Below are 26,814 nucleotides of genomic sequence, written 5' to 3' on the forward strand. Positions count from 1 at the left end.
GGGGCGTGTCGGCAGCCCCAGGAGGATCGTGCCATGCCAGTAGTACTAATGGCAGTCCGGTGGGCGAATCCGCCTAACCCGGTCACCGTTTCGGGTACAGCGGGACGGTCAGGGCTGTGCGTCCGTCCGCGACCACGGCCACTTGAGGCCGGTGCTCCGCCGTCCCTCGGGGTCGTACTCGTATTTCCACCCCTTGTGCAGCCCGAGCCGCCGGGTGGTGCCCGCCTGCACCCTGTGGTAGACGAGCACGGTCGGCTCGCCGCCCGCCGCGTCCGGCACGGGGATCTCGTACCTCTTCGGCGGATGACCGGTGGGTCCCAGGAGCACCGGCAGAACGCGGCCGTCCAGCGGCCCGCCCACGAAGGGCGTCTCTTCGCTTTTCACCCCTCCAGTCTCCGTCGTCGCGGGCGCGTCGGCCGCACCGGGCGGGCGTCAGCCGCGGCCGTCCCGGGGGACCGGGTGCTGGGAGGGCCGGATCAGAGCAGATGCTCCGCGTCCGCGACGACCTCCAGCACCCGGCGGCCCAGCTGTCCCACCGGGCCGTCCGCCGACTCCAGGGCGAGCGTGGCGCGGGTGACCTCCGCGGCCTGCGGGTCGGTCGCCGCGGTCACGGTGAGCAGAGCCACGAAGTGGTCGACCAGCCAGTCGCGCAGCTCCTCCACCGGGGGCTGCTTGCCCTCGTCCAGCCAGATCAGCGACGCGGCCTCGACGGCCGATATCCACGTGCGGACCATCATCCGCAGCCGCGGCCCCGGCTCCGCCACTTGGAGATGCGCCAGCACCTGGTCGGTGGCCGCGCGTCGCACCTCGTCCACGATCGCCCCCGTACGGGTGGTCTCGACGACGCTGCCGCCCTGGAGCAGCGCGCTGAAACCCGCGGCGTGCCCGTCGACGAAGGCCAGATAGCGGTCGAGCGCGGCGGCCAGCCGGCCGGTGACGGGGCCGCTCTGCGGCTCGGCGAAGCACTGCTGGAGGTCGTCGGCGGCGCTGCGCAGGGCGGCCTCGTAGAGCTGGGGCTTGCCGCCGGGGAAGTAGCGGTACACCAGCGGCCTCGACGCCTTCGCGGCCGCCGCGACATCGTCGAGCGAGACGTCCTCGGGCGCGCGGTGCCCGAACAGGGTGAGCGCGGCGGTGATGAGCTGGGCGCGGCGCTCCTCGACACTGAGCCTGCGGTAGGAGCCACGGGCGGCCGGAGCGGCGGCCGGCCCGCCGTCGGTGCCGGGGCCGGGGGACGGGGGTGCTGCGGGAGTCGGTACGGCCGGGGTCGGTGCTGCCGAGGCGGTTCCGCTGCCGTTCATGGTGCGCAGCGTAACGGTCCTGGTGGGTGTGCGCGGCGGCCTTCGCCGACGGGGCTCAGGCGAGCAGTCCGGAGCTCCGCCACAGCCGGCGGCCGACGCCCCGCAGGACCCCGACGTCGTCCAGGAAGTCGGTGAGCCGCTTCGCCCCGGCCTGCATGACCTCACGCCGGTGGCCGCTCGCCCGCACCTGGGCGACGGCCTCGCGGCGGTCGAGGCCGACGTTCGTGTAGACGGCCGGATTGACGAAGGCGATGGAGAAGACGCGGGCCGCCTCGCCGCAGCTGACCCGGGTCAGCTCCGCCTCCCAGCGCGGGCAGGAGACCATCTGGCGCCGCAGCTCCTCCCGCGCGTACCGCACGTGCCGCGCCTCCTCGACGACGTGGATACGGCTGACGCCGCGCACGAGGGTCTGCACGCGCTCGTCGGGGAAGGTCAGGCGCTGCAGATAGTCGAGGATCTCCTCGCCGAGCAGCGTGGCGGCGAAGGAGCCGGGCGTGGTGGAGACCGTCTTGAGGACGCGGCCGAGGTTGTGGTGCAGCCGGCGGACCGGGTAGGTCGGCGCCCCCGTCTTGTCGATCATGCGGGCGAACATCTTGGAGTGCCTGCACTCGTCCGCGATCTCCGTCAGCGCGTACCGGACGTGTGCGCTGGTCACGGGCCGGTCGTAGATGTGCCGGACCAGCAGTTGCATCAGGATGATCTCGAACCAGATGCCGAGGGACGCGAGCGCCGCGACTTCGTGCCGGGCGAGCTCCATCCGCTGTTCCTCCGCCATCCGGCGCCACAGCGGGGTGCCGTAGAGGGAGACCAGCTCCGGGGGCAGGAACCACTTGCCCTCTTCGAGCGGCGCGGCCCAGTCCAGCTCGGTGTCCGGGTCGAAGGAGTGCCTGGCGGAGGACTCCAGGAGTCGCTCGGCGACCTGCTCGCGGTCCTTGAGCAGCCCCAGCGCGTCCCGGAGCGCGGTCTTTTCGGTCACCGTGGTCATGACTGAGGACACCTCGTCTATGAGTTACCCGTGGTACCACTTCGGTCGTCCTTATGAGACTGCTTGTCAGCAAGGACGTCAATCCCCCCGGTACGACAAGTCGCACGACGGGCCCAACGAGCTGACACCCCCTCATTGACCCGGTGACGAACGGCGTGTGAGCCTGCCAATCAGCCATGCGCGCGAGGGACAGGAGGCGTCGATGACGACGCGAAAGCTCTACGCACACGACCCCGGTGCCGGCGCCTGGGAGGTCCCGGCGAGCGGCGCCGCCCGGTTCAACTGGGACTACGACAGCGGCCGCGACCGGCTTCTCGCCCTCTATCAGAAGGGCAAGGACAAGCAGTGGGACTCCGTCAAGCGCATCGACTGGGACCTCGAGGTCGACCCGTACGACCCGCTCGGCGTGCCCGACGAGAACATGACCATCTACGGCTCCCCGTACTGGGACCGGATGGGCGAGGCCGAGCGGCGCGACATGCGCCGCCACTTCGCCTCCTGGCAGTTCAGCCAGTTCCTGCACGGCGAGCAGGGGGCGATGGTGTGCGCCGCGCGCATCGTGGAGTCCGTGCCCGACCTGGACGCGAAGTTCTACTCCGCCACCCAGACCATGGACGAGGCCCGGCACGCCGAGATCTACAGCCGGTTCCTGCGCGAGAAGATCGGGATGCTCTACCCGATCAACGACAACCTCCAGTCACTGCTGGGCGACACCCTGCGGGACTCCCGCTGGGACATGCCCTACCTCGGCATGCAGGTCCTCATCGAGGGCCTCGCCCTCGCCGCCTTCGGCATGCTGCGCGACACCACCGACAAGCCGCTGCCCCGGCAGATCCTCACCTATGTCATGCAGGACGAGGCCCGGCACGTCGCGTTCGGCCGGATGGCGCTGCGCGACTACTACAAAGAGCTCACCGACGCCGAGCTGCGCGAGCGCGAGGAATTCGTCATCGAGGGCTGCTACCTGATGCGCGACCGGCTGCGCGGTGACGAGGTCCTGACCGACTTCGGCATCCCCGCGAAGGACGCCCGGGAGCTGAGCGAGCAGGCCGAATACCTCCGGCTCTTCCGGAAGCTGCTCTTCAGCCGCATCGTCCCGTGCGTGAAGGACATCGGCCTGTGGGGCGAGCGGCTCCAGCGCGCCTACGTCGACATGGGGGTCTTCGAGATGGGCGACACGAGCCTGGACCTCCTCATGGCACAGGACGAGGAGATCGCCGAGGCCTACGACGCGGAGCGGTTCGCGGCCGAGGAGGCCGCCCGCACGGCGGAGGTGGCGGAGACGATCAAGGAGGGCGAGGAGGCGGCGCAGGGCTGACCGGCCCGGCGGGGGAGGGCGAGGACGAGAAGGGGACAGGGGGCGGGCCACCGGGAGACGACGTCGAGGGCCGAGGACTCCGGCACGTAGAGCACATCGCCCTTGCGCAGCCGCAGCCGGAGCGGCGGCCGGACTGCGGAGGTCACACGGCAGTCGCAGCCCCGGGCGAGCGGGACGAGGAGCACTTCACCGGGGATCGCCAGTTCACCGGGGATCGTCGGGGGCGAGGTGGCGTACCAGGCGCGCACGGGGTCGCTGCCGCCGCCCAGCGCGGTGTGCAGCAGCCCGGCCAGCTCGTCCGCCTCAACGCCGGCGGGGACCGTGCCCGTGGCCGTCCGCGCCGCGGCGGCCAGCGTGTCGAGCAGGCCGGCGGGCTCGTGCTCCGGCCAGACGAGGGCGGCGCTGCGGCCGCGGTGGACGGCGAGGGACAGGGCGATGTCCGTGACGAAGGCGGCGAGAGCCGGCGGGGGACAGACGTCGGGGTCGGCTGGTTCGCTGCGCATGGGCCCCTCCGGCGTACGGCGCGGTGCGTTCCCCCGCCCGCTGTCCCGGAAATCCTGGCCCGCCGCAGGGCGGAGGGCCAGTCACGTATTCACGGTCCCGTGGCTCCCGCGGGGGCGTCGACCTCGTCGGTCATCCCGGCCCGGGCGGCGAGCACGCCCGCCTGGAAGCGGCTCTCGGCGCCGAGCGTCTCCATGATGTCCGCGATGTGCCGCCGGGCCGTGCGCAGGGACATGCCCAGCCGCCGGGCGATCGCCTCGTCCTTCAGCCCGGCGGCCAGCAGCCGGACGATGGTGTGGTCGAGCTCCTTGGCCACGCGCTCCAGCCCGTCCTGCCCGGCCTCGGAGAAGACGGTGGCGTGGGTCCAGGCCTGCTCGAAGATCTCGCAGAGGTAGGCGACGACGGAGGGCTCGCGGACGGCCACCGCGCCCCAGGTGCCCATGTGGTCGGGGATGAAGGCCAGCTCACGGTCGAAGACGATGATCCGCCCGAACAGCTCGTGCGCGGTGCGGTATTCGGCCCCGAGCGCCGAGGCGGCGGCCACATAGGCCTGGCTGGGCCCGTTGAACCGGGCGGTGTGGTGGTAGAGCGTACGGATCCGGATCCCGCGGTTGAGCAGGGCCGTGTCCCGGGCGAGGGCCTCCTCCATCGCCGCCGGCACCCGGTTGCCGCCCGGCTGGCTGGTCATCAGCTCGGTGCGGCACTCGGCGGAGGCGCGGTTGAGCGCGGCACGGACCTCCTCCAGGCTCGGAATGACCTCCAGCCCGGCCGGGGACGTCTCGCCGCGGCCGCGCAGAAATCTCTCCCGCAGCCGGTCGAAGTCCTCCTGGACCCGCTGCAACTGCGACTGCCGTTGCTGGATCGATTCCCGCAAGGACTCCGTCAGTCCGCCGAGGACGGCGTCCGGATCGACCGCCCGCACCCGGGCCGGGGCCTCCGGGCCGGCTTCCGCGTCCGGGACCACCAGCCGCAGGGCGGTCAGCTTCGCGAAGGCCGCGTCCACCTGCCCCCGCGTCAGGCCCAGATCGGCGGCGGCCCGTGCGGGATCGGTGCGCCGATGGTCGAGCACCCAGCCGTACGCGGCCATCTCGTCCGCACTCAGGGCGGTGCATGAGGCATCAGAGGCGCGGTCGTCGCATATGTCCATACTCATCCCCTGCTCGCCTTGCTGCCAGGCAGCTTGGTGATCTGTCCCGTGTGTGGTGATGGCGCCGGTTGTCCATCAGGCTTGGTCGTGCCGGTCGAGGCCGGCCGAAACCGGCAAGTCCCCCCACCGCGGTTGTTCGAACACCGGGCCACCGTGGGGATTTTAAGACGAATGTCTGCGGTTTCGGGGTATCCACCGTTGCTGTCATGTGACGCGTCGTCCCCTCCCAGGAAGGCAGTGAAGTCAGCGTGAACCAGGCGATCCCCCAAGCCCTCGCCCTCCTCTCCGAGCGCGAGCGGGAGGTGCTCGGCCACCTCGCCGACGGCCACACCTACGCCGCCATCGCCCGCCGCATGGGTGTCAGCGCCCACACGGTCGACACCTACCTGCGCCGGATCCGTGGCAAGACGGGGATCAACAACCGCACGCAGCTGGCGGTGTTGGCGGTGTCGTTCCACCAGCCCCGACTGGCGGCACTGCCCCGGGCGCAGGCCGCCTAAGACCGGCTATAGCCATTTCTGTCCGGTCTTATCCCCCATTCCCTTTCGTGCGCGGCAGTTTGGTGACATGGGTGACTACTGGAGACCGGGCCGGACGGCTCGGCATATTGATCCCACCGGCCACCGCCGGCCCACCCCCTACTTCAAGAGGACCTCATGAAGCGCATCGCCCTGGTTGCCGCCCCCGTCGTCGCGGCCCTCTTCGCCCTGGCGTCCCCCGCCCAGGCGGACACTGCCCCCACCACCCCCACCACCCCGGGGGCGACGGCAGGCGAGACGCCCCGCGTGATCGTCCTCCCCACGACCACCACCCGCCCCGGCGGCGGCAACAAGCCCACCGACAGCAGCTGGGGCGGCTGACCCCCGCGGCCTCCCAGCTGCCCGCACCCGAGCCCCGTGTCCGGCACCCCCCATGCCGACGGCGGGGCTCGGGCGCGTTCCCCGCCGGTCCCCCTGTCGGCCCCAACTCCGTGTCTCCCGATCACGCGCTTCGTTGTTTCGCCACGAATCGCGACGTCGTCCGACTTCACGTCCCGACCGCACACCCCGACTTCACCGGAGGCACGCAATGGCAGGTTTTCTCGACCGGGCCAAGGAGCAGGCGCAGCGCAGCATGGCGCAGGGCAAGGAAAAACTGGAGGAGGTCCAGGCCCAGCGGGCCGGGGGAGACCTGCTGAAGAAACTCGGCGCCGCCTACTACGCGGAAAAGCGCGGCTCGGGCACCCCCGAGGCGACCCAGCGCGCCCTGTCCGAACTCGACGCCCACATCACCGCCCACGGGGATGCTTTCCTGCGCGGCGCGTGACGCACCGCCGCGCAGGCAACCGCCGTGGCAGCGCGCGGGCTTGAGTCGTGCGGCCGGGGTGTGAGGGCAACGCAGAAGGGCCGGACTCAGTTCCCTGAGTCCGGCCCTTCGACTTGGCACTTACCGAGATCAGCGAGTGATCCGACTGCTTCCCGGTGAGTGCCCCCGGCAGGATTCGAACCTGCGCACACGGCTCCGGAGGCCGTTGCTCTATCCCCTGAGCTACGGGGGCGTGTCTGCCGCGTTTCGCGGCGACGGGTAGAACACTACCAGCTCTCGTCGGGTGGGAAGTAACAGGTGGTCGGGGGTGGTCGGGGCGGGGGATCAGCGCATGGGGTGGTGGGGGGTGGCGCGGTCGGAGAAAGCTCGCTCGCACGGGGGTGGAAGTGGGGAAAACCCGGACGCAGCGCGGCGGGCGCGCCTACTCTCGGGGTTGTGCCTGGCTTGTCCGGCCGGGTCCTCGTTGTCGACGACAACAAGGTCATCCGGCAGTTGATCAGGGTCAACCTCGAGCTCGAAGGCTTCGAGGTCGTGACCGCGGCCGATGGTGCCGAGTGCCTGGAGATCGTGCACCGCGTGCGTCCCGATGTCGTGACGCTGGACGTCGTCATGCCGCGTCTCGACGGACTGCAGGCCGCCGCTCGGCTACGGGCCGATGTCCGCACGCGGGACATACCGATCGCGATCATCAGTGCCTGCACCCAGCTGGAAGTCGACGGCGGCCGGGCCGCCGGGGTGGACGCGTTCCTGGCGAAGCCGTTCGAGCCGGCGGAGATGGTGCGGCTCGTCCGGCGGCTCATGGGGTGCGGTCAAGTGAAGGGCGACGACGGGCTGCCGGGGGTCCGCACCCCCGGGGAGGCGGAGCCGGCCGCGCGGCCCGCCGGGTAGCCGCGGTGGCCGTGGCGGCCCCTCCTTCCGTCCCGTCTGGTGAAACCTGTTCGCGGAGTGACCCCCCACCTCCCCTAGGCTTGACCCTGTGACCCCCGCCGATCTCACCCGCACCGTGCTGCACACCGTGCGTCGCGCCGTCGAGGCCGACGAGCTGTGCGCCGTCGTGCCGGAGCGGGTCACCGTGCGGGTTCCGCCGCGGCCGGGGTGCGGGGACTACGCCACCAACGTCGCCCTGCGGATCGCCCAGGACACCGGCCGCCCCGCCCTCGACGTCGCCGAGGTGCTGCGACGGCGGCTCGTGCGGGAGCCGGGGATCGCGGCGGTCGACATCGCCGGACCCGGGTTCCTCAACATCACCCTCGCCGGCGCCGGCCAGGCGGAGCTGGTGCGGGGGCTGCTGGGCGCCCGGGAGGGCGGCCGGCCCCTCCCGCTCCCCGAACCCGACCCCGCGCTGCTGCGCCGGCTCGGTGCGGACGCCGCCCGGTGGAGCCTGCTCTGCCCGCCCGGCCTCGACCGCGACCTGCTGCTCGCACAGCGCGAGAGTAACCCGCTCTTCCGGGTCCGCTACGCCCACGCCCGTAGCCAGGCACTGCTGCGCAACGCCCGTGACCTGGGGTTCTCACCCGAACCCGGGGAGATCGACAGCGCGGACGCCGGAGCGCTCCTGGCCGCCCTCGCCGACCACGCCCGCGTCAGTGCCACCCGTGCGCCCGACCGGCTGGCCCGGCATCTCGAACGGCTCGCCGACGCCTTCCTCCGCTGGACCGCGGCGTGTCCCACGCTGCCCCGCGGCGACGAGAAACCCTCGGCCGTTCACCGCGCCCGACTGGCCGTCGCCGAGGCCTCGGGCAAGGTGCTCGCCGACGGCCTCCACCAGCTCGGCATCACCGCACCCGCACACCTCTGAGGAGATCAGAGCCCATGAGCCGCTCCGCCCACCCCGCCGGGCCCCGCTACGCCGACGTCCTTCCTGAGGGTCACTACACCGCACCGCCCACGGACCTCAACGCGCTCGACCCGCGTGTGTGGTCCCGCACCGTCACCCGGAACGCCGAGGGCGTCGCCACCGTCGGCGGGCTCGACGTGAAGCGGCTCGCCGAGGAGTTCGGCACCCCCGCCTACTTCCTCGACGAGGACGACTTCCGCGCCCGCTGCCGCGCCTGGCGCGACGCCTTCGGTGACGAGGCCGACGTCTTCTACGCCGGCAAGGCGTTCCTCTCCCGGGCCGTCGTGCGCTGGCTGCACGAGGAGGGCCTCAACCTCGACGTCTGCTCCGCCGGGGAGCTGGCCACCGCCCTCGACGCCGGAATGCCCGCCGAGCGCATCGCGCTGCACGGCAACAACAAGTCGGCCGAGGAGATCACCCGCGCCGTCGAGGCCGGGGTCGGGCGGATCGTCCTCGACTCCTTCCAGGAGATCGTCCGCGTCGCGCACATCGCCGAGCGGCTCGGCAAGCGCCAGCGCGTGCAGATCCGCGTCACCGTCGGCGTCGAGGCGCACACCCACGAGTTCATCGCCACCGCCCACGAGGACCAGAAGTTCGGTCTCGCGCTGGCCGGCGGGCAGGCGGCCGAGGCCGTCCGGCGCGCGCTCAAGCTCGACGGGCTCGAGGTCATCGGCATCCACTCGCACATCGGCTCGCAGATCTTCGACACCTCCGGCTTCGAGGTGGCCGCCCACCGAGTCGTCGGGCTGCTGAAGGAGATCCGCGACGAGCACGGCATCGAGCTGCCCGAGATCGACCTCGGCGGCGGCCTCGGCATCGCCTACACCCCCGAGGACGACCCGCGCGAGCCGCACGAGATCGCCAAGGCGCTGGGCGACATCGTCACCCGCGAGTGCGCGGCCGCCGGGCTCGCCGTGCCGCGCCTGTCCGTCGAGCCGGGGCGCGCCATCGTCGGCCCCACGGCCTTCACGCTGTACGAGGTCGGCACCATCAAGGAGCTGCCGGGCCTGCGGACGTACGTGAGCGTCGACGGCGGCATGTCCGACAACATCCGTACCGCGCTCTACGACGCCGAGTACTCCGTCGCGCTGGTCTCCCGCACCTCCACCGCCGCGCCGATGCTCTCCCGCGTCGTCGGCAAGCACTGCGAGTCCGGCGACATCGTCGTCCGTGACGCCTTCCTCCCCGCCGACCTGGCGCCCGGCGATCTGCTCGCCGTGCCCGCGACCGGTGCCTACTGCCGCTCGATGGCGAGCAACTACAACCATGCGCTGCGCCCGCCGGTCGTAGCGGTGAAGGATGGTGCCGCACGGGTCATCGTGCGGCGCGAGACGGAGGAGGACCTGCTCCGCCTCGACGTCGGATAAACCACGCGGGCAACCCCGTGTCGGCCGAAATACGTCGGCTGGCATTTAGCTGACAGATGATTCCGTTGGCGGACACATGTCGGCCCACGGAAACAAAGATCTCGAATACTGGACCCGGGGAGGGAAACCCCCGTCCAGTGAGTGAGACTGGTGAACCACCGAAGATGTACGAGGCTGTGTCGATGAGAAGCAGGGGTCGGATGATGCGTACGCGTCCGCTGAAAGTGGCGCTGCTGGGCTGTGGAGTGGTCGGCTCAGAGGTGGCGCGCATCATGACGACGCACGCGGACGACCTCGCGGCGCGCATCGGCGCGCCCGTCGAGCTCGCCGGCATCGCCGTCCGCCGCCCGAGCCGGGTGCGCGCCGGGGTGCCCGCGGAGCTGATCACCACCGATGCCACCGCGCTCGTCAAGCGCGGTGACATCGATGTGGTCGTCGAGGTCATCGGCGGCATCGAGCCCGCCCGCGCGCTGATCACGACCGCGTTCGAGCACGGCGCCAGCGTCGTCTCCGCGAACAAGGCGCTGCTCGCCCAGGACGGTGCCGCCCTGCACGCCGCCGCCGAGAGCCACGGCGCCGACCTGTACTACGAGGCCGCCGTCGCGGGCGCCATCCCGCTCGTCCGGCCGCTGCGCGAGTCCCTCGCCGGCGACAAGGTCAACCGGGTGCTCGGCATCGTCAACGGCACGACCAACTTCATCCTCGACAAGATGGACACCAGCGGCGCGGGCTACTCCGAGGCGCTGGACGAGGCCACCGCCCTCGGTTACGCCGAGGCGGACCCGACCGCCGACGTCGAGGGCTTCGACGCCGCCGCCAAGGCCGCGATCCTGGCCGGCATCGCCTTCCACACCCGGGTCCGGCTGGACGACGTGCACCGCGAGGGCATGACCGAGGTCACCGCAGCCGACTTCGCGTCCGCGAAGCAGATGGGGTGCACCATCAAGCTGCTCGCCATCTGCGAGCGGGCCGCCGACGGGCAGTCCGTCACCGCCCGCGTGCACCCGGCGATGATCCCGCTGAGCCACCCCCTCGCCTCCGTGCGCGAGGCCTACAACGCGGTGTTCATCGAGGCCGAGGCGGCCGGCCAGCTGATGTTCTACGGGCCGGGCGCGGGCGGCTCGCCGACCGCCTCCGCGGTCCTCGGCGACCTCGTGGCCGTCTGCCGCAACAAGCTCGGCGAGGCCACCGGCCCCGGCGAATCGGCCTACACCCGGCTGCCCGTGAGCCCGATGGGCGAGGTCGTGACCCGCTATCACATCAGCCTCGACGTCGCCGACAAGCCGGGTGTCCTCGCCCAGGTCGCCACGGTCTTCGCCGAGCACGACGTGTCCATCGACACCGTCCGGCAGACGGGCAAGGACGGCGAGGCGTCCCTCGTCGTCGTCACCCACCGGGCACCCGACGCCGCCCTCTCGGCGACCGTCGAGGCGCTGCGCAAGCTGGACACGGTCCGCGGCGTCGCGAGCATCATGCGCGTTGAAGGCGAGTAGGGGAGTTACGAAAGCAATGTCTGCCAACAACGGTCGCCAGGCCTCCCGCACCCACCAGTGGCGCGGCATCATCGAGGAGTACCGCGACCGGCTTCCGGTCTCCGCCGACACGCCGGTCGTCACCCTCCGCGAGGGCGGTACGCCGCTCGTACCGGCCCAGGTGCTCTCCGAGCGCACGGGCTGCGAGGTGCACCTGAAGGTCGAGGGAGCCAACCCCACCGGGTCCTTCAAGGACCGCGGCATGACCATGGCCATCACGCGGGCCAAGGAGGAGGGCGCGAAGGCCGTCATCTGCGCCTCCACCGGCAACACCTCCGCGTCGGCCGCCGCCTACGCCGTACGCGCCGGAATGGTCTGCGCCGTTCTGGTGCCGGAAGGCAAGATCGCGCTCGGCAAGATGGGCCAGGCGCTGGTCCACGGCGCCCGCATCCTCCAGGTCGACGGCAACTTCGACGACTGCCTCACGCTGGCCCGCAACCTGTCCGACCACTACCCGGTGGCGCTGGTCAACTCCGTCAACCCGGTACGGATCGAGGGCCAGAAGACGGCGGCCTTCGAGATCGTCGACATGCTCGGCGACGCGCCCGACATCCACGTCCTGCCGGTCGGCAACGCGGGCAACATCACCGCCTACTGGCGGGGCTACCGCGAGTACGCGGCCGACGGGATCTCCTCCCGCAACCCCCGGATGTGGGGATTCCAGGCCTCCGGTTCCGCGCCGATCGTGCGCGGCGAGCCGGTCAAGGACCCGCACACCATCGCCACCGCGATCCGCATCGGCAACCCCGCCTCCTGGCAGTTCGCCGAGGAGGCGCGGGACGAGTCGGGCGGTCTCATCGACGAGGTGACCGACCGACAGATCCTGGCCGCCTACCGTCTGTTGGCCTCCCAGGAGGGCGTCTTCGTCGAGCCCGCCTCGGCGGCGAGCGTCGCCGGTCTGCTCAAGGCCGCCGAGCTGGGCCTGGTCGACCCGGGCCAGCGCATCGTCTGTACGGTCACGGGCAACGGCCTCAAGGACCCCGACTGGGCCGTGGCCGGTGCGCCGCAGCCCATCACCGTGCCGGTGGACGCCACGGTTGCCGCGGAGCGGCTGGGCCTCGTCTGACGGCTCATGCCCCGGGGCTCCGCCCCGGGCCCTGTGTCCTCAATGCCGGACGGGCTCGATTGTGCCGGACGGGCTGAGAATTCAGCCCGTCCCGGCGATCGAGGACAACACCAAATCAACCCAGCTCGTGCCATAGCGGCGCGCCGCAGGCGACACGCTTCGTGCGCCTCCCGTGCGCCCTATGTCGCCGCAGAACCTTCCTTCGATAGGCTGTACTCACTCCGCCCCGTCGCAGACCCCTGTCGCCCCCACGCGGCATCGCCGTCGCGGCCCTTGCGGACGTTGCACGCCCCACCGAGGCCACACCAAGGAGAGTCTTCGAGCGATGGCCGGTCCCGCGTTCCGCGCCGCCGCCGTCCGAGTGCGCACCCCTGCCACCAGCGCAAATCTCGGTCCCGGCTTTGATGCCCTCGGCCTGTCCCTGGGGCTCTACGACGACGTCGTCGTCCGGGTGGCCGAATCCGGGCTGCACATCGACATCGCGGGCGAGGGTGCCGAAACCCTGCCGCGTGACGAGAGTCATCTGCTCGTACGGTCCCTGCGTACGGCCTTCGATCTGCTCGGCGGCCAGCCGCGCGGCCTCGAGGTCGTCTGTGCCAACCGCATTCCGCACGGGCGGGGCCTCGGCTCCTCCTCCGCCGCCATCTGCGCGGGCATCGTCGCCGCCCGCGCCGTGACGATAGGCGGGGCCGAGCGGCTCGACGACGCCGCGCTGCTCGAGCTGGCCACCGAGATCGAGGGCCACCCGGACAACGTCGCCGCCTGTCTGCTCGGCGGATTCACCCTGGCCTGGACTGAGGCGGGGGCCGCGCGGGCCATTCGGATGGACCCGGCGGATTCCATCGTTCCGGTGGTCTTCGTGCCCTCCAAGGCCGTACTGACCGAGACCGCGCGCGGGCTGTTGCCGCGCAATGTCCCCCATGTGGACGCGGCGGCCAACGCCGGGCGCGCGGCGCTGCTCGTGGAGGCCCTGACCAGGCGTCCCGAGCTGCTGCTGCCGGCCACCGAGGACCGGCTCCACCAGGAATACCGCTCTCCGGCGATGCCGGAGAGCGTGGCCCTGGTCAACCGACTGCGCGCGGACGGCGTCCCCGCGGTCATCTCCGGCGCGGGCCCCACGGTGCTCGCGCTGGTCGAGGACGGTGCGGCCGACAAGGTCGCACGACTGGCGGGCGAGGGGTGGGCGGCCAATCGGCTGACTCTCGACGCCGGGGGGACGAGCGTGCTGCCGCTGTCCTGACCAGCGGTGTCCGGGGGCGACCCCGGACACCCGAAAATTGCGGTTGCCGGTCTTTGAGAGGGGGAATGTTTGTGGGATCCGGTAGTGTTAACCTCAAGTCTGCACTCGAAGCCACATCGGCTCGGTGCTCTGTGTCCCGATCAGGGACCGCTTTTCTTCCGGGAGCCTCCCAAACTGCCTGAGCAGCCTGCCTGAGCAGCTTCGAGCACGCTCCGGAATCGGCGTGGGTGACATGAGTGAAGTGAAACGCCATGTCTTCACTGATTCCTTCACGCCGAAACCAATGAACCTGATTCTTCCGCCGTACCGGCGGACCACCGCCCAGGCCCGGTCCGCATACCAGGACCGCAGCCGGACAGCACAACCGGTCGCCGAGCCAGACAGGCCGACGCCCGCTCCAGGGAAGGACCCTTCGTGAGCGACACCACCGATCTGATGGGCGTGAACGCCGCCGGCACTGCGGGCAGTGACGCCGGCAATGCCTCCGCGCCCGCCACGGACGCTCCCGCCGCGCCTGCCACCGGTGCCTCTACCGCGCCCAAGCGGCGCCGCTCGGGCACCGGCCTCGACGGCATGGTCCTGGCCGAGCTCCAGCAGGTTGCCTCCGGCCTCGGCATCAAGGGCACCGCGCGGATGCGCAAAGGCCAGCTGATCGAGGTCATCAAGGAGAAGCAGGCCGGCTCCGCCTCGTCCGCCAAGGCCGCCGAGGCGGCCCCCGCCGAGGCCAAGCCGAAGCGCCGTGCGACCTCCAAGGCCCGTACGGGTGAGGCGGCCGCCGAGAAGCCCGCCGAGAAGGCCGCTGCCCAGCAGCAGATCGAGATCCCGGGCCAGCCGAGCAGCGACGAGCAGCCGGCCGGCGAGCGCCGTCGCCGTCGTGCGACCGCGCCCTCGGGCAGCCCCGAGACGGCCACCGAGACCAAGACCGAGGTCAAGGTCGAGGAGCGCGCCGAGGCCAAGGCCGAGACGGCCGTGGACACCGCCGAGGGCAAGGCCGCCAAGAGCGGCGAGCGCCAGGAGCGCGGCGAGCGCGCCGGCAAGGGCGAGCGCCGCGAGCGCGGTGAGCGTGCCGAGCGCGGCCAGCGCGGCGAGCGTGACCGTGGCGAGCGCGGCGAGCGTGACCGTGACCGCCGTGGCAACCGCGACGGTGCCGGCCAGGCCGGCGGCGACCGCCAGGACCGTCAGCAGCAGCGCGACAACCGCGGCCCGCAGGGCGGCGGCCAGGGCGGCCCGCAGGACGACGACGACTTCGAGGGCGGCCGTCGCGGCCGTCGCGGCCGCTACCGCGACCGCCGTGGCCGTCGTGGCCGTGACGAGGGCTTCGGCAACGAGCCGCAGGTCTCCGACGACGACGTCCTGATCCCCGTCGCCGGCATCCTCGACATCCTCGACAACTACGCGTTCATCCGGACCTCCGGCTACCTCCCGGGCCCGAACGACGTCTATGTCTCCCTCGCCCAGGTCCGTAAGAACGGCCTGCGCAAGGGTGACCACGTCACCGGTGCGGTCCGGCAGCCGAAGGACGGCGAGCGGCGCGAGAAGTTCAACGCCCTCGTCCGCCTCGACTCGGTGAACGGCATGGCGCCCGAAACGGGCCGTGGCCGCCCGGAGTTCGGCAAGCTCACCCCGCTCTACCCGCAGGACCGCCTGCGGTTGGAGACGGACCCGGGTGTGCTGACGACCCGGATCATCGACCTGGTCGCGCCGATCGGCAAGGGCCAGCGCGGTCTGATCGTGGCCCCGCCGAAGACCGGCAAGACCATGATCATGCAGGCGATCGCCAACGCGATCACCACGAACAACCCCGAGTGCCACCTGATGGTCGTCCTGGTCGACGAGCGTCCGGAAGAGGTCACCGACATGCAGCGGTCGGTCAAGGGCGAGGTCATCTCCTCGACCTTCGACCGCCCGGCCGAGGACCACACCACCGTCGCCGAGCTGGCCATCGAGCGCGCCAAGCGCCTCGTCGAGCTGGGTCACGACGTGGTCGTCCTGCTGGACTCGATCACCCGTCTGGGCCGTGCCTACAACCTGGCCGCCCCGGCCTCGGGCCGCATCCTGTCCGGTGGTGTCGACTCGACCGCGCTCTACCCGCCGAAGAAGTTCTTCGGTGCCGCGCGCAACATCGAGGACGGCGGCTCGCTGACCATCCTGGCCACCGCGCTCGTCGAGACCGGCTCGCGCATGGACGAGGTGATCTTCGAGGAGTTCAAGGGCACCGGCAACATGGAGCTCAAGCTCGACCGGAAGCTCGCCGACAAGCGCATCTTCCCGGCCGTGGACGTCGACCCGTCCGGTACCCGCAAGGAGGAGATCCTCCTGGGTGCCGATGAGTTGGCGATCGTCTGGAAGCTCCGCCGGGTGCTGCACGCGCTCGACTCGCAGCAGGCCATCGAGCTGCTTCTCGACAAGATGAAGCAGACGAAGTCCAACGCGGAGTTCCTGATGCAGATCGCGAAGACCACGCCCTCCTCGGGCAACGGCAACGACTGATCTGCTCTGACGCACGACGCGTCACCCACGCATCACCACGACCGCCCCGCCACTTGTGTGGCGGGGCGGTCGTGCGTCCGGCCCCGGCCCCGTCGCCGGTCGCAACGACCGTGCCGTGTCGCAGTCGTGATCATCTCGAGTCCGCCTCGTGACCGTCTGAGATTTGCGCCACAGCACCGCCGTCCGACATTGGCTTGAACTTTTGCCTCTTTCTGGCCGAAATCCCAGGTGGGCGGGGTCGTGGCGGGTTCGCGCGGGGGCGCCGGGCGGCGTGCTTTCTAAGAAGGTCCTCAGAACCCGCTGTGCAACCCTGGCGCAGGCTCTCCCGTCTGACCGGATGACGGGACACCATGCCTGACCAAGGCGGCAGGGGGTAGCCGGAGAGCAGCGGAGGACTGAGGACGTATGGCTGACGACAGCAAGGGCACGAGGGCGGGATCGCGCCGTCGGCGTGCCGGCGGGTCACGCGGCCGGCGCCGTAAGCCTCCGGCCCGTCGTAAGGGCTGGCGAATAGCCGCCTGGGCCCTCGCCGGGGTCATTCTGCTCGGAGGCTGCGGCCTCGGGTTCCTCTACTTCAAGTTCAACGGCAATCTGCACGGCGTGGACATCAATGCCGCGCTGGGCAAGAACCGCCCCAAGGACGTCGACAACGGCTCGCAGGACATCCTCGTCCTCGGCTCCGACTCCCGGGCCGGTGCCAACGCCAAGTACGGCACGGACGAGGGCAGCGCCCGCTCCGACACCGCGATGATCCTGCACGTCTACGAGGGCCACAAGAAGGCCAGCGTCGTCAGCATCCCGCGCGACACCATCGTCTCCCGCCCCGAGTGCAAGACGTCCGAGGGCAGGACCAGCCCGGCCGTGAAGCGCGCGCAGTTCAACGAGGCGTACTCGATCGGCGGCCCGGCCTGCGCGGTCGCGACCGTCGAGAGCATGACCGGCATCCGGATGGACCACTTCGTGGAGGTCGACTTCGCCGGCTTCCAGAAGATGATCGACAAGCTCGGCGGGGTGGAGGTCACCACCGCCAAGCCCATCCACGACAAGTGGAGCCACCTCGACCTCGCCGCGGGCACCCACACCCTCGACGGCGAGAAGTCCCTCGCGCTCGTCCGCACCCGCAAGGGCGTCGGTGACGGCAGCGACCTCGGCCGGATCAAGCTCCAGCAGACCTTCATCAAGGCGCTGCTGGACCAGATCAAGTCGGTGGGCCTCTTCACCAGCCCCACCAAGCTCTACGGTCTCGCCGACACCGCCACCAAGGCCGTCACCACCGACCGGGAGCTGGCCTCGCTCGACAAGCTGATGAGCTTCGCCAACGGGCTCAAGGGCATCGAGTCCAACGACATGCACATGGTCACGCTGCCGGTCACGTACGACCCCCGGGACCCCAACCGGGTGGTGCCGCTGGAGGCCGAGTCCGCCGAGGTCTGGGACGCGCTCCGCGCCGACCGGGAGATACCGCAGTCCGCGCTCAAGGACGGCGCGGGCACGAAGACGGACGCGGACAACGCCGTGAAGCAGGTCTCGGCCGGCAAGGGCGCGGACGGGAAGGCCGAGAAGAAGAGCCCCGTCAAGTAGCGGAGAAGAGCCCCGTCAAGTAGCCGGCCGGCCAGGTGGCAATCGGCCGGACCGGCCGTAATGGCCCCTTGCGGGCCGCCATCCCGCCCCCCACCTGCGCCTTTTCCCCCGGGGCCGCTCCTGGTCCCGGGGCCGGACAACGGGGGAATACCTGGCCGCCACCCCACGTTTTGGGGGATACGGCCAGTACTGGCAAACTGGTACGTCGGCCCCGGTTCACGTAAGGCAATCCCGCCTCTGCGACCCGGCGCCCTCCCGAACCTAGGAGATCCCTTGAAGCGCGACATCCACCCGGATTACGTCGAGACCCAGGTCAGCTGCACCTGTGGCGCCTCGTTCACCACCCGTAGCACCGTCGCGGACGGCACCATCCGTGCCGACGTGTGCTCCGAGTGCCACCCGTTCTACACGGGCAAGCAGAAGATCCTCGACACCGGTGGCCGCGTGGCGCGGTTCGAGGCCCGCTTCGGCAAGGCCGCCGCTGCCAAGAAGTAGCGACCCGCAGGCGCCGGTTCTCGGTCGCCCTTCGCGCGCGAGGGGTGACCGGACCGGCGCTTTGTCGTCCAGCAGGCCCGTCACTTCCAGCTAGGGAAACTTGATGTTCGAGGCAGTCGAGGAACTGATCGGTGAGCACGCCGACCTCGAGAAGCGGCTCGCCGACCCCGCCGTGCACGCGGACCAGGCCAACGCCCGCAAGCTCAACAAGCGCTACGCCGAGCTGACCCCGATCGTCGGGACCTACCGCTCCTGGAAGCAGGCCGGCGAGGACATCGAGACCGCGCGCGAGTTCGCCGCCGACGACCCGGACTTCGCCGCCGAGGTCAAGGTGATCGAGAAGCAGCGCGAGGCGCTCACCGAGAAGCTGCGCCTGCTGCTCGTCCCGCGCGACCCCAGCGACGACAAGGACGTCATCCTCGAGGTCAAGGCGGGTGCGGGCGGCGACGAGTCGGCGCTCTTCGCCGGCGACCTGCTGCGGATGTACCTGCGCTACGCCGAGCGCGTCGGCTGGAAGACCGAGATCATCGACGCCACCGAGTCCGAGCTGGGCGGCTACAAGGACGTCCAGGTCGCCGTGAAGACCAAGGGCGGCAACGGCGCCACCGAGCCCGGCCAGGGCGTCTGGGCGCGGCTGAAGTACGAGGGCGGAGTGCACCGCGTGCAGCGCGTGCCCGCCACCGAGTCCCAGGGCCGGATCCACACCTCCGCCGCCGGCGTGCTCGTCACGCCCGAGGCCGAGGAGATCGACGTCGAGATCCACGCCAACGACCTGCGCATCGACGTCTACCGCTCGTCGGGCCCCGGCGGCCAGTCCGTCAATACCACCGACTCCGCGGTCCGCATCACGCACCTGCCGACCGGCATCGTCGCCTCCTGCCAGAACGAGAAGAGCCAGCTCCAGAACAAGGAGCAGGCCATGCGCATCCTGCGGTCCCGGCTGCTCGCCGCGGCCCAGGAGGAGGCGGAGAAGAACGCCGCCGACGCCCGTCGCAGCCAGGTCCGCACGGTCGACCGCTCCGAGAAGATCCGTACGTACAACTTCCCGGAAAACCGCATCTCCGACCACCGGGTCGGGTTCAAGGCGTACAACTTGGACCAGGTGCTCGACGGCGAGCTGGACCCGGTCATCCAGGCGTGCGTCGACGCCGACTCGGCCGCCAAACTGGCTGACGCCGGCTGACCGACTGAGACAATGCCCCAATGCGGCGTGCGACGCGTCCGCGGTCGCCGGGCGGGCTCGACCCGTCGAGCCCGTGCGACGGCCAGGACAGCCGCCGTGACGAAAGCGCGAGAGGATCAACGTGAACCTGCTGCTCGCCGAGGTGGCGCAAGCCACCCAGCGGTTGGCCGACGCCGGCGTACCTTCTCCGCGCTTCGACGCGGAGGAGCTGGCCGCGTTCGTGCACGGCGTCAAGCGGGGTGAGCTGCACAACGTGGCCGACGCCGACTTCGACGCCCGCTACTGGGAGGCGGTCGCCCGCCGCGAGGCCCGGGAGCCGCTCCAGCACATCACCGGCCGCGCGTTCTTCCGCTACCTCGAGCTCCAGGTGGGCCCCGGAGTCTTCGTGCCCCGCCCCGAGACCGAGTCGGTCGTCGGCTGGGCCATAGACGCCGTACGGGCCATGGACGTCGTCGAGCCCCTGATCGTCGACCTGTGCACCGGCTCCGGGGCCATCGCCCTGGCCCTCGCGCAGGAGGTGCCGCGCTCCCGGGTGCACGCCGTGGAGCTGGACGAGGGCGCCCTCGGCTGGGCCCGCAAGAACGTCGAGGGCTCCCGGGTGTCGCTGCACCACGGCAACGCCCTGACCGCCCTGCCGGAGCTGGACGGCCAGGTCGACCTGGTCATCAGCAACCCGCCGTACATCCCGCTCACCGAGTGGGAGTTCGTGGCGCCCGAGGCCCGCGACCACGACCCGCAGCTCGCGCTGTTCTCCGGCGAGGACGGCCTCGACACCATCCGCGGCATCGAGCGCACCGCCCACCGGCTGCTGCGGCCGGGCGGCGTCGTCGTCATCGAGCACGCCGACACCCAGGGCGGCCAGGTGCCGTGGATCTTCACCGAGGAGAAGGGCTGGGCGGACGCTGCCGACCACCCCGACCTCAACAACCGCCCGCGCTTCGCGACGGCCCGTAGGGCGACGGCGTGAGCGGGGCAACGGCACCTAACCGCTTCGCGAAGGAGATGTGATGGCACGGCGATACGACTGCAGCGACGCGACCGACCGCAAGACCGGTCTGCGCGAAGCCGCCGCCGCGGTCCGCCGCGGCGAGCTGGTCGTGCTGCCCACCGACACCGTCTACGGCATCGGTGCGGACGCCTTCAGCCGCGAGGCCGTCGGCGACCTCCTGGAGGCCAAGGGACGCGGACGTGGCATGCCCACGCCCGTTCTCGTCGGTTCTCCGAACACCCTGCACGGGCTGGTCACGGACTTCTCCGAGCAGGCCTGGGAGCTGGTCGACGCCTTCTGGCCCGGCGCGCTCACCCTGGTCGCCAACCACCAGCCCTCGCTGACCTGGGACCTCGGCGAGACGCACGGCACCGTCGCCGTGCGGATGCCGCTGCACCCCGTCGCCATCGAGCTGCTCACCGAGTTCGGCCCCATGGCCGTCTCCAGCGCCAACCTCACGGGCCACCCGGCCCCGCAGGACTGCGACTCCGCGCAGGAGATGCTCGGCGACTCCGTCTCGGTCTACCTCGACGGCGGCTCCACCCCGGACAACGTGCCCTCCTCCATCGTCGACGTCACCGGCAAGGTGCCCGTGCTGCTGCGGGCCGGCGCGCTCAGCGCCGAGCAGCTGCGCGAGGTAGTCCCCGATCTCGAGGTGGCCAATTGATCGCCCCGCAGGGGCGTGGCATAGCGGGACCGGACACCTATGACCCCGGCCGGTCCGGGGTCCCCACCTTCCGCATCCTCCACGTCAGCACCGGCAACGTCTGCCGCTCGCCCATCACCGAGCGGCTGACCCGCCATGCCCTCTCCGACCGCCTCGGCGACCCCCTCACGGGCGGTCTCGTGGTGGAGAGCGCCGGCACCTGGGGACACGAGGGAGCCCCGATGGAGGCGCACGCGGCGACCGTCCTGGCCGACCTCGGCGCCGACCCGGACGGCTTCATCGGCCGTGAGCTGCTGGACGAGCACGTCATCCGCGCCGATCTCGTGCTCACCGCCACCCGGGACCACCGCGCCCAGGTCATCTCGATGGGCCACTCCGCGGGGCTGCGGACGTTCACGCTCAAGGAGTTCACCCGGCTGGTACGGGCCATAGACCACGCGACCCTCCCGGACCCCGAGCAGGCCGGCGGGGTGGTCGACCGCGCCCGCGCCCTGGTGCAGGCAGCCGCCGCGCTGCGCGGCTGGCTGCTCGCCCCGAACGCGGAGGCCGACGAGGTCCACGACCCCTACGGCGCCCCGATCACCTTCTTCCGCTCCATCGGTGACGAGATCAACCAGGCACTCGACCCGGTCGTCACCGCCCTGACCGGGGTACCTGCCCGCGCGTAGGCCTGTCCGGCGGATCACGGGGCGCACCACCGCTGCGCGGCGGGTGTCCTCAAACGCCGGACGGGCTTGATGTGGCCGGGCTCAGCCGAAACAAGCCCGTCCGGCGTTTGAGGACGCGCCCGCAGGGCGCTCGCCGCCGCAGGCGGCAACGACGGGCGCAGGCGGCAACGACGGGCACGCGGGCCGGCACGGGCCTACATTGGGGTGGAGACCATCGCACCGCACAGCCATCGCACCGCACAGCCCGGAGCCAGCGATGCCCGTCACCCCCACGCCCACCAGGGGCGCCCCCGCGGACGGCGCCACCGGCCTCCCCGCATGGGGCCCCGGCTTCGACGCGCTGCTGCGGCAGGACCCCGAGATGGCCGAGATCCTCCTCGGCGAGGCGAACCGGCAGGCCACCGGCATCCAGCTCATCGCCGCCGAGAACTTCACCTCGCCCGCCGTGCTCGCCGCCCTCGGCTCCCCGCTGGCCAACAAGTACGCCGAGGGTTACCCCGGCGCCCGCCACCACGGCGGCTGCGAGCTGGTGGACGCCGCCGAGCGCACCGCCGTCGACCGCGCCAAGGACCTCTTCGGCGCCGCGCACGCCAACGTCCAGCCGCACTCCGGGACCGCCGCCGTGATGGCCGCCTACGCCGCCCTGCTGCGCCCCGGCGACACCGCCCTGGCCATGTCCCTCACCCACGGCGGGCACCTCTCCCACGGCTCACCTGCGAGCTTCTCGGGCCGCTGGTACGACTTCGTCGGCTACGGGGTCCGCGAGGAGACCGGTCTGATCGACTACGCGCGGGTCCGCGCCCTGGCCCGTGAGCACCGGCCCAAGGCGATCGTCTGCGGCTCGATCTCCTACCCCCGGCATCCCGACTACGCCGCCTTCCGCGACATCTGCGACGAGACCGGCGCGTATCTCGTCGTCGACGCCGCGCACCCCATCGGCCTGGTCGCCGGGGGAGCGGCGCCCAGCCCCGTGCCGTACGCGGACGTGGTGTGCGCCACCACGCACAAGGTGCTGCGCGGCCCGCGCGGCGGGCTGCTGCTGTGCGGTCCGGAGCTGGCCGACCGGATCGACCGGGCGGTGTTCCCGCTCACGCAGGGCGGCCCGCAGATGCACACCGTGGCGGCGAAGGCCGTCGCCTTCGGCGAGGCCGCGACGCCGGCGTTCACCACGTACGCCCATCGGGTGGTGGCCAACGCCCGTGCGCTGGCCGGCGCGCTGGCCGCGGAGGGACTCACCGTGACCACGGGCGGCACCGACACCCACCTGATCACCGCGCACCTCGGCGCGCTCGCACCGGACGCCGCCGTGGCCCGCGGCCGGCTCGCGGCGGCGGGCATCGTCCTCGACACCTGCGGGCTGCCCCACGGCACCGGTCGCGGCCTGCGGCTGGGCACCGCGGCGGTCACCACCCAGGGCATGGGCGAGGCCGAGATGGGCCGCCTGGCGGGCCTCATGGGTGCCGCGCTGCGCGGGGACGGGCCGGGCGGCGCCGTCCGGGAGGCGGTGCTGCGCCTGGCAGCGGACTTCCCGCCCTATCCCGCCCGATTCTGACCCTCCGCAACCGCCGGGGCGTGGCCAACGTCTCCAGCCACATTCACAGATCGGGGGCGGACGCGAATATGGTGTGGGGCTGTGATGTCCAGCGAAAACTCTGGGGCAGCCCGTGCGTGAATATCTGCTGACGCTGTGCGTCACCGCAGCGGTCACTTATCTGCTGACGGGTCCGGTGCGGAAGTTCGCCATCGCGGCCGGGGCGATGCCGGAGATCCGCGCGCGGGACGTGCACCGCGAACCGACGCCGCGGCTCGGCGGTATCGCGATGTTCGGCGGGCTGTGCGCGGGACTGCTGGTGGCCGCGCACCTGTCGAACCTCAAGAGCGTCTTCGAGCTGTCCAACGAGCCCCGGGCGCTGCTCTCCGGGGCCGGGCTGATCTGGCTGCTCGGGGTGCTGGACGACAAGTGGGGCGTGGACGCCCTGGTCAAGCTCGGCGGGCAGATGATCGCCGCCGGTGTGATGGTGCTCCAGGGTCTGACGATCCTGTGGATCCCGGTGCCCGGTGTGGGCCCGGTCTCGCTCACGCCGATGCAGGGCACGCTGCTGACCGTCGCGCTGGTCGTCATCACCATCAACGCCGTGAACTTCGTGGACGGCCTGGACGGGCTGGCGTCGGGCATGGTCTGCATCGCCGCCGCCGCGTTCTTCATGTACACCTACCGGATCTGGTTCGGGTACGGGCTGGAGGCGGCCGCGCCCGCGACGCTGTTCGCGGCGGTCCTGATGGGCATGTGCCTGGGCTTCCTGCCGCACAACATGCACCCAGCCCGGATCTTCATGGGCGACTCCGGCTCGATGCTGATCGGCCTGGTGCTGGCGGCGGGCGCCATCTCGGTGACCGGGCAGCTCGACCCGGACGCGCTCAGTCTCTTCGTCGGTTCGGAGCGCGCGGCCGTGCATGCCACGGTGCCGGTCTACATCCCGCTGCTGCTGCCGCTCACGGTGATCGCGGTGCCCGTCGCGGACCTGCTGCTGGCCATCGTGCGCCGGACCTGGAACGGGCAGTCGCCGTTCGCCGCCGACCGCGGGCATCTGCACCACCGGCTGCTGGAAATCGGCCACTCGCACAGCCGCGCCGTATTGATCATGTATTTCTGGTCGGCGCTCATCGCCTTCGGCACCGTCGCCTATTCCGTGCACTCGGCGAGTGTCTGGATCTTGCTGGTCATCGTGGCGCTCAGCGCGGTCGGCCTGGTCCTTCTGCTGCTGCCGCGCTTCACCCCGCGCGCTCCGCGCTGGGCGGAGGCCTTCGTGCCGCCGCGCTACCGCCGCCGCAAGTCGGTCGTGGTGGCCGCGGCGGCAGGGGCGGGCGCCGGCGGGACGGCCGAGGGCGCGGGCATCGGGGAGCAGCGCGAGCCCGTTCCGGCGGGGCTGCACGGGGCGACGGCCATCGGCGACCGGTCGCGCTTCCCGCACACCAGGAAGATCAGCAGCCACCGTTGACCCAGCCCGAGTGGCACCGCCGCAGGAGTGAAGCAGGTTTCGCTGGGGGCTTTTAGCAGAGAAATATGTGGCCCGTCAGCCCTACAACCAGCACATTCACCCTTGTGTGTGAGGGCCAGCACACGATGTAGGTAAAGACCTCATCAAATAGTTTGTGATACCGTTCACTAAACCCGGTGCTAGAGCCGAAGGACCGTAGTGCGGCGGCCCTTCGTCGCGAGTCACGTCTCACTCCCGGGGATACGCTCGTCCACGACGAATCGTTGCTTCCGACCTCTCGCCGGAGAAACCCTTCATGCAGTCCAACGACGCTCGAACACTCCTGCGCTGCGCCGTCCCGACCGCCCTCGCCGGTGTGGTCGCTGTCGCCGTCAGCGGTGTCCTCGCCGGTGGCAAGGGTGCGATCGGCGCCGCCGTCGGCACAGCCGTCGCGGGTGGCGTCATGGCCCTGGGTCTCTATGTGCTCCAGCGCACCGCGAAGTCGTTCCCGCACTTGTTCCAGGCCATGGGCCTGGTGCTGTACGTGACCCAGTTCCTGATCTCCGCCGTCGTGCTGGCGGTCTTCCGGGACACCTCGCTTTTCAACACCCGGGCCTTCGCGTTCGCGCTGCTCGCCGCCGTCCTCGTGTGGACGGCGGCCCAGACGCGTGCCTACCTGAAGGCCAAGATCCTTTATGTGGAACCGGAATCCTCCGAGGCGAAGAAGTCCGCGCCCGCAGGGTCTCCGTCGTGACCGGTAGGGCCGCCATAAAGGTGCCGGTGCTCACCTGCTATCGTCCGGTGCCATCTGAGGCACAGTGGGCGCAGGCAGCTGAACTCCCGAGTATCCCGGGACGGAATCGGCGGTCCATGCAGCTGATGCCGCTTACGCCGACCGGTCCCGCGCCGGTCACCTGCCCCCCCATCCGCAAGACCAGTCCAGTGCCGTTCCGCGGCTGTGCGCCGCGCCGACACAACGAGGTTGCCGTACCTATGCGCCACGCTGAAGGAGCTCGCGGTGAGTGCTGAACAGATGCTCGCCTTCGAGACCGATTGCCACATCTTCGATGGGTGCGGCTTCCCAGCCCCAGGCCTTCACTCGTTCTTGTTTGAACCGATCTTCAGCATCGGTGGCTTCGACTTCAACAAGCCGATGCTGCTGGCCGTGCTGGGCACGTTCCTGATCATCGGTTTCTTCTGGGCGGCGTTCGGCCGGGCGAAGGTGGTCCCGGGCAAGCTGCAGATGGTCGGTGAGGCGGGTTACGACTTCGTACGCCGCGGCATCGTCTACGAGGCGCTCGGCAAGAAGGAGGGCGAGAAGTACGTCCCCTTCATGGTCTCGCTGTTCTTCTTCGTCTGGATCATGAACCTCTGGTCGATCATTCCGGTCGCCCAGTTCCCCGTGACCTCGATCATCGCCTTCCCGGCGGCGCTCGCGCTGATCGTCTACGTCCTGTGGATGTACCTGACGTTCAAGAAGCACGGCTTCGTCGGCGGTCTGAAGAACATCACCGGCTACGACAAGTCGCTCGGTGGCGTCCTCCCGCTCGCGGTGACCCTGGAGTTCTTCTCGAACGTGCTGGTCAGGCCGTTCACCCACGCGGTGCGACTCTTCGCCAACATGTTCGCCGGCCACCTGCTGATCCTGATGTTCACCATCGCCAGCTGGTACCTGCTGAACGGCATCGGCATCGCCTACGCGGGTGTCTCGTTCGTGATGACCATCGTGATGACCGCCTTCGAGCTGTTCATCCAGGCCGTCCAGGCGTACGTCTTCGTGCTGCTGGCCACCAACTACGTCCAGGGCGCGCTCGCCGAGCACCACTGAGTGCCCTCGCCTCCCAGTCCAACAATCGTCCGGTGGCCAACCCCCACCGGTCCGTGAAAGAGAAGGAAGAACGAGCATGTCTGCTGCTCTCCAGACCATCGCCGCTGGTGTCGAGATCAAGGGCAACCTCGGCTCGATCGGCTACGGCCTCGCCGCGATCGGCCCCGGCGTCGGCGTCGGCATCGTCTTCGGTAACGGCACCCAGGCGCTGGCCCGTCAGCCCGAGGCCGCCGGCCTGATCCGCGCCAACCAGATCCTCGGCTTCGCCTTCTGTGAGGCGCTCGCCCTGATCGGTCTGGTCATGCCGTTCGTCTACCCGTCTGCCTGATCACGGTCCGAC

General features: G+C 70.9%; 27 protein-coding genes and 1 tRNA gene. 22 read left to right on the top strand and 6 right to left on the bottom strand.

Annotation, left to right across the window (positions count from 1 at the left end; translation table 11 throughout):
- Positions 1-108: 108 nt before the first annotated feature.
- The 3 genes from JO379_RS23360 to JO379_RS23370 form a co-directional block, all read right to left on the bottom strand.
- On the bottom strand, positions 109-384 hold the full coding sequence (locus tag JO379_RS23360; RefSeq protein ID WP_130879914.1) for a DUF8847 domain-containing protein: 276 nt from the start codon (positions 382-384) through the stop codon (positions 109-111).
- Positions 385-476: 92 nt separating this feature from the next.
- Positions 477-1,298, bottom strand: coding sequence for a TetR/AcrR family transcriptional regulator (locus JO379_RS23365; RefSeq protein WP_130879915.1), 822 nt, complete (start codon positions 1,296-1,298; stop codon positions 477-479).
- A gap of 55 nt (positions 1,299-1,353) precedes the next feature.
- Positions 1,354-2,283: an AurF N-oxygenase family protein gene (locus JO379_RS23370; RefSeq protein WP_130879916.1), complete on the bottom strand. Its 930-nt coding sequence runs from the start codon at positions 2,281-2,283 to the stop codon at positions 1,354-1,356.
- A 202-nt stretch (positions 2,284-2,485) separates the two neighbouring features.
- On the opposite strand from JO379_RS23370, the gene JO379_RS23375 reads away from it, so the two are divergent.
- The gene (locus JO379_RS23375) at positions 2,486-3,601 is read left to right on the top strand and encodes a ferritin-like domain-containing protein (protein WP_130879917.1); all 1,116 of its coding nucleotides are present in this window, start codon (positions 2,486-2,488) and stop codon (positions 3,599-3,601) included.
- Here JO379_RS23375 and JO379_RS23380 read toward each other — a convergent pair.
- Together JO379_RS23380 and JO379_RS23385 are read right to left on the bottom strand one after the other, a co-directional pair.
- On the bottom strand, positions 3,508-4,104 hold the full coding sequence (locus JO379_RS23380; protein ID WP_209516827.1) for a hypothetical protein: 597 nt from the start codon (positions 4,102-4,104) through the stop codon (positions 3,508-3,510). The genes JO379_RS23375 and JO379_RS23380 overlap by 94 nt on opposite strands.
- 89 nt (positions 4,105-4,193) lie before the next feature.
- Positions 4,194-5,255, bottom strand: a complete 1,062-nt coding sequence (locus JO379_RS23385; protein WP_245381530.1) for a helix-turn-helix transcriptional regulator — start codon at positions 5,253-5,255, stop codon at positions 4,194-4,196.
- Between the two features lie 242 nt (positions 5,256-5,497).
- Here JO379_RS23385 and JO379_RS23390 point away from each other — a divergent pair, with 242 nt between their 5' ends.
- From JO379_RS23390 to JO379_RS23400, 3 genes are all read left to right on the top strand, one after another.
- Positions 5,498-5,749: a response regulator transcription factor gene (locus tag JO379_RS23390; protein WP_130879919.1), complete on the top strand. Its 252-nt coding sequence runs from the start codon at positions 5,498-5,500 to the stop codon at positions 5,747-5,749.
- Positions 5,750-5,905: 156 nt separating this feature from the next.
- On the top strand, positions 5,906-6,109 hold the full coding sequence (locus JO379_RS23395; RefSeq protein WP_130879920.1) for a hypothetical protein: 204 nt from the start codon (positions 5,906-5,908) through the stop codon (positions 6,107-6,109).
- Positions 6,110-6,317: 208 nt separating this feature from the next.
- Entirely contained in the window at positions 6,318-6,554 is a 237-nt protein-coding gene (locus tag JO379_RS23400; protein WP_130879921.1) for a hypothetical protein, read from the top strand.
- A 160-nt stretch (positions 6,555-6,714) separates the two neighbouring features.
- On the opposite strand, the gene JO379_RS23405 is transcribed toward JO379_RS23400, so the two are convergent.
- Positions 6,715-6,786 (bottom strand) — tRNA-Arg (locus JO379_RS23405).
- 203 nt (positions 6,787-6,989) lie between these two features.
- Between JO379_RS23405 and JO379_RS23410 the strand changes: the two genes are divergently transcribed.
- The 18 genes from JO379_RS23410 (at position 6,990) to atpE (ending at position 26,802) form a co-directional block, all read left to right on the top strand.
- Entirely contained in the window at positions 6,990-7,442 is a 453-nt protein-coding gene (locus JO379_RS23410; protein WP_242626251.1) for a response regulator, read from the top strand.
- A gap of 88 nt (positions 7,443-7,530) precedes the next feature.
- Positions 7,531-8,352, top strand: a complete 822-nt coding sequence (gene nrtL, locus JO379_RS23415) for an ArgS-related anticodon-binding protein NrtL (protein ID WP_209516830.1) — start codon at positions 7,531-7,533, stop codon at positions 8,350-8,352.
- Positions 8,353-8,366: 14 nt separating this feature from the next.
- Positions 8,367-9,758 (top strand): diaminopimelate decarboxylase, encoded by a 1,392-nt coding sequence (gene lysA / locus JO379_RS23420; protein WP_130879923.1) that lies wholly within the window; start codon positions 8,367-8,369, stop codon positions 9,756-9,758.
- Positions 9,759-9,958: 200 nt separating this feature from the next.
- Positions 9,959-11,251 (top strand): homoserine dehydrogenase, encoded by a 1,293-nt coding sequence (locus JO379_RS23425; RefSeq protein ID WP_130879924.1) that lies wholly within the window; start codon positions 9,959-9,961, stop codon positions 11,249-11,251.
- 16 nt (positions 11,252-11,267) lie between these two features.
- Positions 11,268-12,356, top strand: coding sequence for a threonine synthase (thrC, locus tag JO379_RS23430; protein WP_209516832.1), 1,089 nt, complete (start codon positions 11,268-11,270; stop codon positions 12,354-12,356).
- A 325-nt stretch (positions 12,357-12,681) separates the two neighbouring features.
- Positions 12,682-13,596 (top strand): homoserine kinase, encoded by a 915-nt coding sequence (gene thrB, locus JO379_RS23435; RefSeq protein WP_130879926.1) that lies wholly within the window; start codon positions 12,682-12,684, stop codon positions 13,594-13,596.
- 414 nt (positions 13,597-14,010) lie between these two features.
- Positions 14,011-16,086, top strand: a complete 2,076-nt coding sequence (rho, locus tag JO379_RS23440; RefSeq protein WP_209516835.1) for a transcription termination factor Rho — start codon at positions 14,011-14,013, stop codon at positions 16,084-16,086.
- Between the two features lie 405 nt (positions 16,087-16,491).
- Complete coding sequence (locus JO379_RS23445) at positions 16,492-17,667, top strand: LCP family protein (RefSeq protein WP_130879928.1); 1,176 nt, start codon at positions 16,492-16,494, stop codon at positions 17,665-17,667.
- A 273-nt stretch (positions 17,668-17,940) separates the two neighbouring features.
- A complete protein-coding gene (rpmE, locus tag JO379_RS23450) occupies positions 17,941-18,162 on the top strand; it encodes a 50S ribosomal protein L31 (protein WP_087926259.1) in 222 nt (73 codons plus the stop codon).
- 103 nt (positions 18,163-18,265) lie between these two features.
- Positions 18,266-19,345: a peptide chain release factor 1 gene (gene prfA / locus JO379_RS23455; protein ID WP_130879929.1), complete on the top strand. Its 1,080-nt coding sequence runs from the start codon at positions 18,266-18,268 to the stop codon at positions 19,343-19,345.
- Between the two features lie 121 nt (positions 19,346-19,466).
- Positions 19,467-20,312: a peptide chain release factor N(5)-glutamine methyltransferase gene (gene prmC / locus JO379_RS23460; protein WP_130879930.1), complete on the top strand. Its 846-nt coding sequence runs from the start codon at positions 19,467-19,469 to the stop codon at positions 20,310-20,312.
- 40 nt (positions 20,313-20,352) lie between these two features.
- On the top strand, positions 20,353-21,000 hold the full coding sequence (locus JO379_RS23465) for an L-threonylcarbamoyladenylate synthase (protein WP_130879931.1): 648 nt from the start codon (positions 20,353-20,355) through the stop codon (positions 20,998-21,000).
- Positions 20,997-21,668 carry an arsenate reductase/protein-tyrosine-phosphatase family protein gene (locus JO379_RS23470; RefSeq protein ID WP_245381531.1) on the top strand — a complete coding sequence of 224 codons (672 nt, stop codon included), beginning with the start codon at positions 20,997-20,999 and terminating at the stop codon, positions 21,666-21,668. The genes JO379_RS23465 and JO379_RS23470 overlap by 4 nt, the downstream gene beginning before the upstream one ends.
- Before the next feature lie 256 nt (positions 21,669-21,924).
- Positions 21,925-23,220, top strand: coding sequence for a serine hydroxymethyltransferase (gene glyA, locus JO379_RS23475; protein WP_209516838.1), 1,296 nt, complete (start codon positions 21,925-21,927; stop codon positions 23,218-23,220).
- 112 nt (positions 23,221-23,332) lie between these two features.
- Positions 23,333-24,667: an MraY family glycosyltransferase gene (locus tag JO379_RS23480; protein WP_242626252.1), complete on the top strand. Its 1,335-nt coding sequence runs from the start codon at positions 23,333-23,335 to the stop codon at positions 24,665-24,667.
- Positions 24,668-24,962: 295 nt separating this feature from the next.
- Positions 24,963-25,400 (top strand): Cg1360 family ATP-synthase-associated protein, encoded by a 438-nt coding sequence (locus JO379_RS23485; protein ID WP_130879934.1) that lies wholly within the window; start codon positions 24,963-24,965, stop codon positions 25,398-25,400.
- 279 nt (positions 25,401-25,679) lie between these two features.
- The gene (atpB, locus tag JO379_RS23490) at positions 25,680-26,474 is read left to right on the top strand and encodes a F0F1 ATP synthase subunit A (protein ID WP_130880319.1); all 795 of its coding nucleotides are present in this window, start codon (positions 25,680-25,682) and stop codon (positions 26,472-26,474) included.
- A 76-nt stretch (positions 26,475-26,550) separates the two neighbouring features.
- Entirely contained in the window at positions 26,551-26,802 is a 252-nt protein-coding gene (atpE, locus tag JO379_RS23495; RefSeq protein WP_087926250.1) for an ATP synthase F0 subunit C, read from the top strand.
- Positions 26,803-26,814: the final 12 nt, after the last annotated feature.

It is taken from the genome of Streptomyces syringium (assembly GCF_017876625.1).
Lineage (GTDB): Bacteria > Actinomycetota > Actinomycetes > Streptomycetales > Streptomycetaceae > Streptomyces > Streptomyces syringius.

Bases quoted from the DNA above. Each gene is read 5' to 3' on its own strand.
- glyA (WP_209516838.1), top strand. From the start codon at position 21,925: ATGCCCGTCACCCCCACGCCCACCAGGGGCGCCCCCGCGGACGGCGCC.
- JO379_RS23375 (WP_130879917.1), top strand. From the start codon at position 2,486: ATGACGACGCGAAAGCTCTACGCACACGACCCCGGTGCCGGCGCCTGG.
- JO379_RS23380 (WP_209516827.1), bottom strand. From the start codon at position 4,104: ATGCGCAGCGAACCAGCCGACCCCGACGTCTGTCCCCCGCCGGCTCTC.
- JO379_RS23425 (WP_130879924.1), top strand. From the start codon at position 9,959: ATGATGCGTACGCGTCCGCTGAAAGTGGCGCTGCTGGGCTGTGGAGTG.
- thrC (WP_209516832.1), top strand. From the start codon at position 11,268: ATGTCTGCCAACAACGGTCGCCAGGCCTCCCGCACCCACCAGTGGCGC.
- atpB (WP_130880319.1), top strand. From the start codon at position 25,680: ATGCTCGCCTTCGAGACCGATTGCCACATCTTCGATGGGTGCGGCTTC.
- lysA (WP_130879923.1), top strand. From the start codon at position 8,367: ATGAGCCGCTCCGCCCACCCCGCCGGGCCCCGCTACGCCGACGTCCTT.
- JO379_RS23385 (WP_245381530.1), bottom strand. From the start codon at position 5,255: ATGAGTATGGACATATGCGACGACCGCGCCTCTGATGCCTCATGCACC.
- atpE (WP_087926250.1), top strand. From the start codon at position 26,551: ATGTCTGCTGCTCTCCAGACCATCGCCGCTGGTGTCGAGATCAAGGGC.
- JO379_RS23365 (WP_130879915.1), bottom strand. From the start codon at position 1,298: ATGAACGGCAGCGGAACCGCCTCGGCAGCACCGACCCCGGCCGTACCG.
- JO379_RS23465 (WP_130879931.1), top strand. From the start codon at position 20,353: ATGGCACGGCGATACGACTGCAGCGACGCGACCGACCGCAAGACCGGT.
- JO379_RS23485 (WP_130879934.1), top strand. From the start codon at position 24,963: ATGCAGTCCAACGACGCTCGAACACTCCTGCGCTGCGCCGTCCCGACC.
- thrB (WP_130879926.1), top strand. From the start codon at position 12,682: ATGGCCGGTCCCGCGTTCCGCGCCGCCGCCGTCCGAGTGCGCACCCCT.
- JO379_RS23370 (WP_130879916.1), bottom strand. From the start codon at position 2,283: ATGACCACGGTGACCGAAAAGACCGCGCTCCGGGACGCGCTGGGGCTG.
- JO379_RS23445 (WP_130879928.1), top strand. From the start codon at position 16,492: ATGGCTGACGACAGCAAGGGCACGAGGGCGGGATCGCGCCGTCGGCGT.
- JO379_RS23400 (WP_130879921.1), top strand. From the start codon at position 6,318: ATGGCAGGTTTTCTCGACCGGGCCAAGGAGCAGGCGCAGCGCAGCATG.
- JO379_RS23395 (WP_130879920.1), top strand. From the start codon at position 5,906: ATGAAGCGCATCGCCCTGGTTGCCGCCCCCGTCGTCGCGGCCCTCTTC.
- prfA (WP_130879929.1), top strand. From the start codon at position 18,266: ATGTTCGAGGCAGTCGAGGAACTGATCGGTGAGCACGCCGACCTCGAG.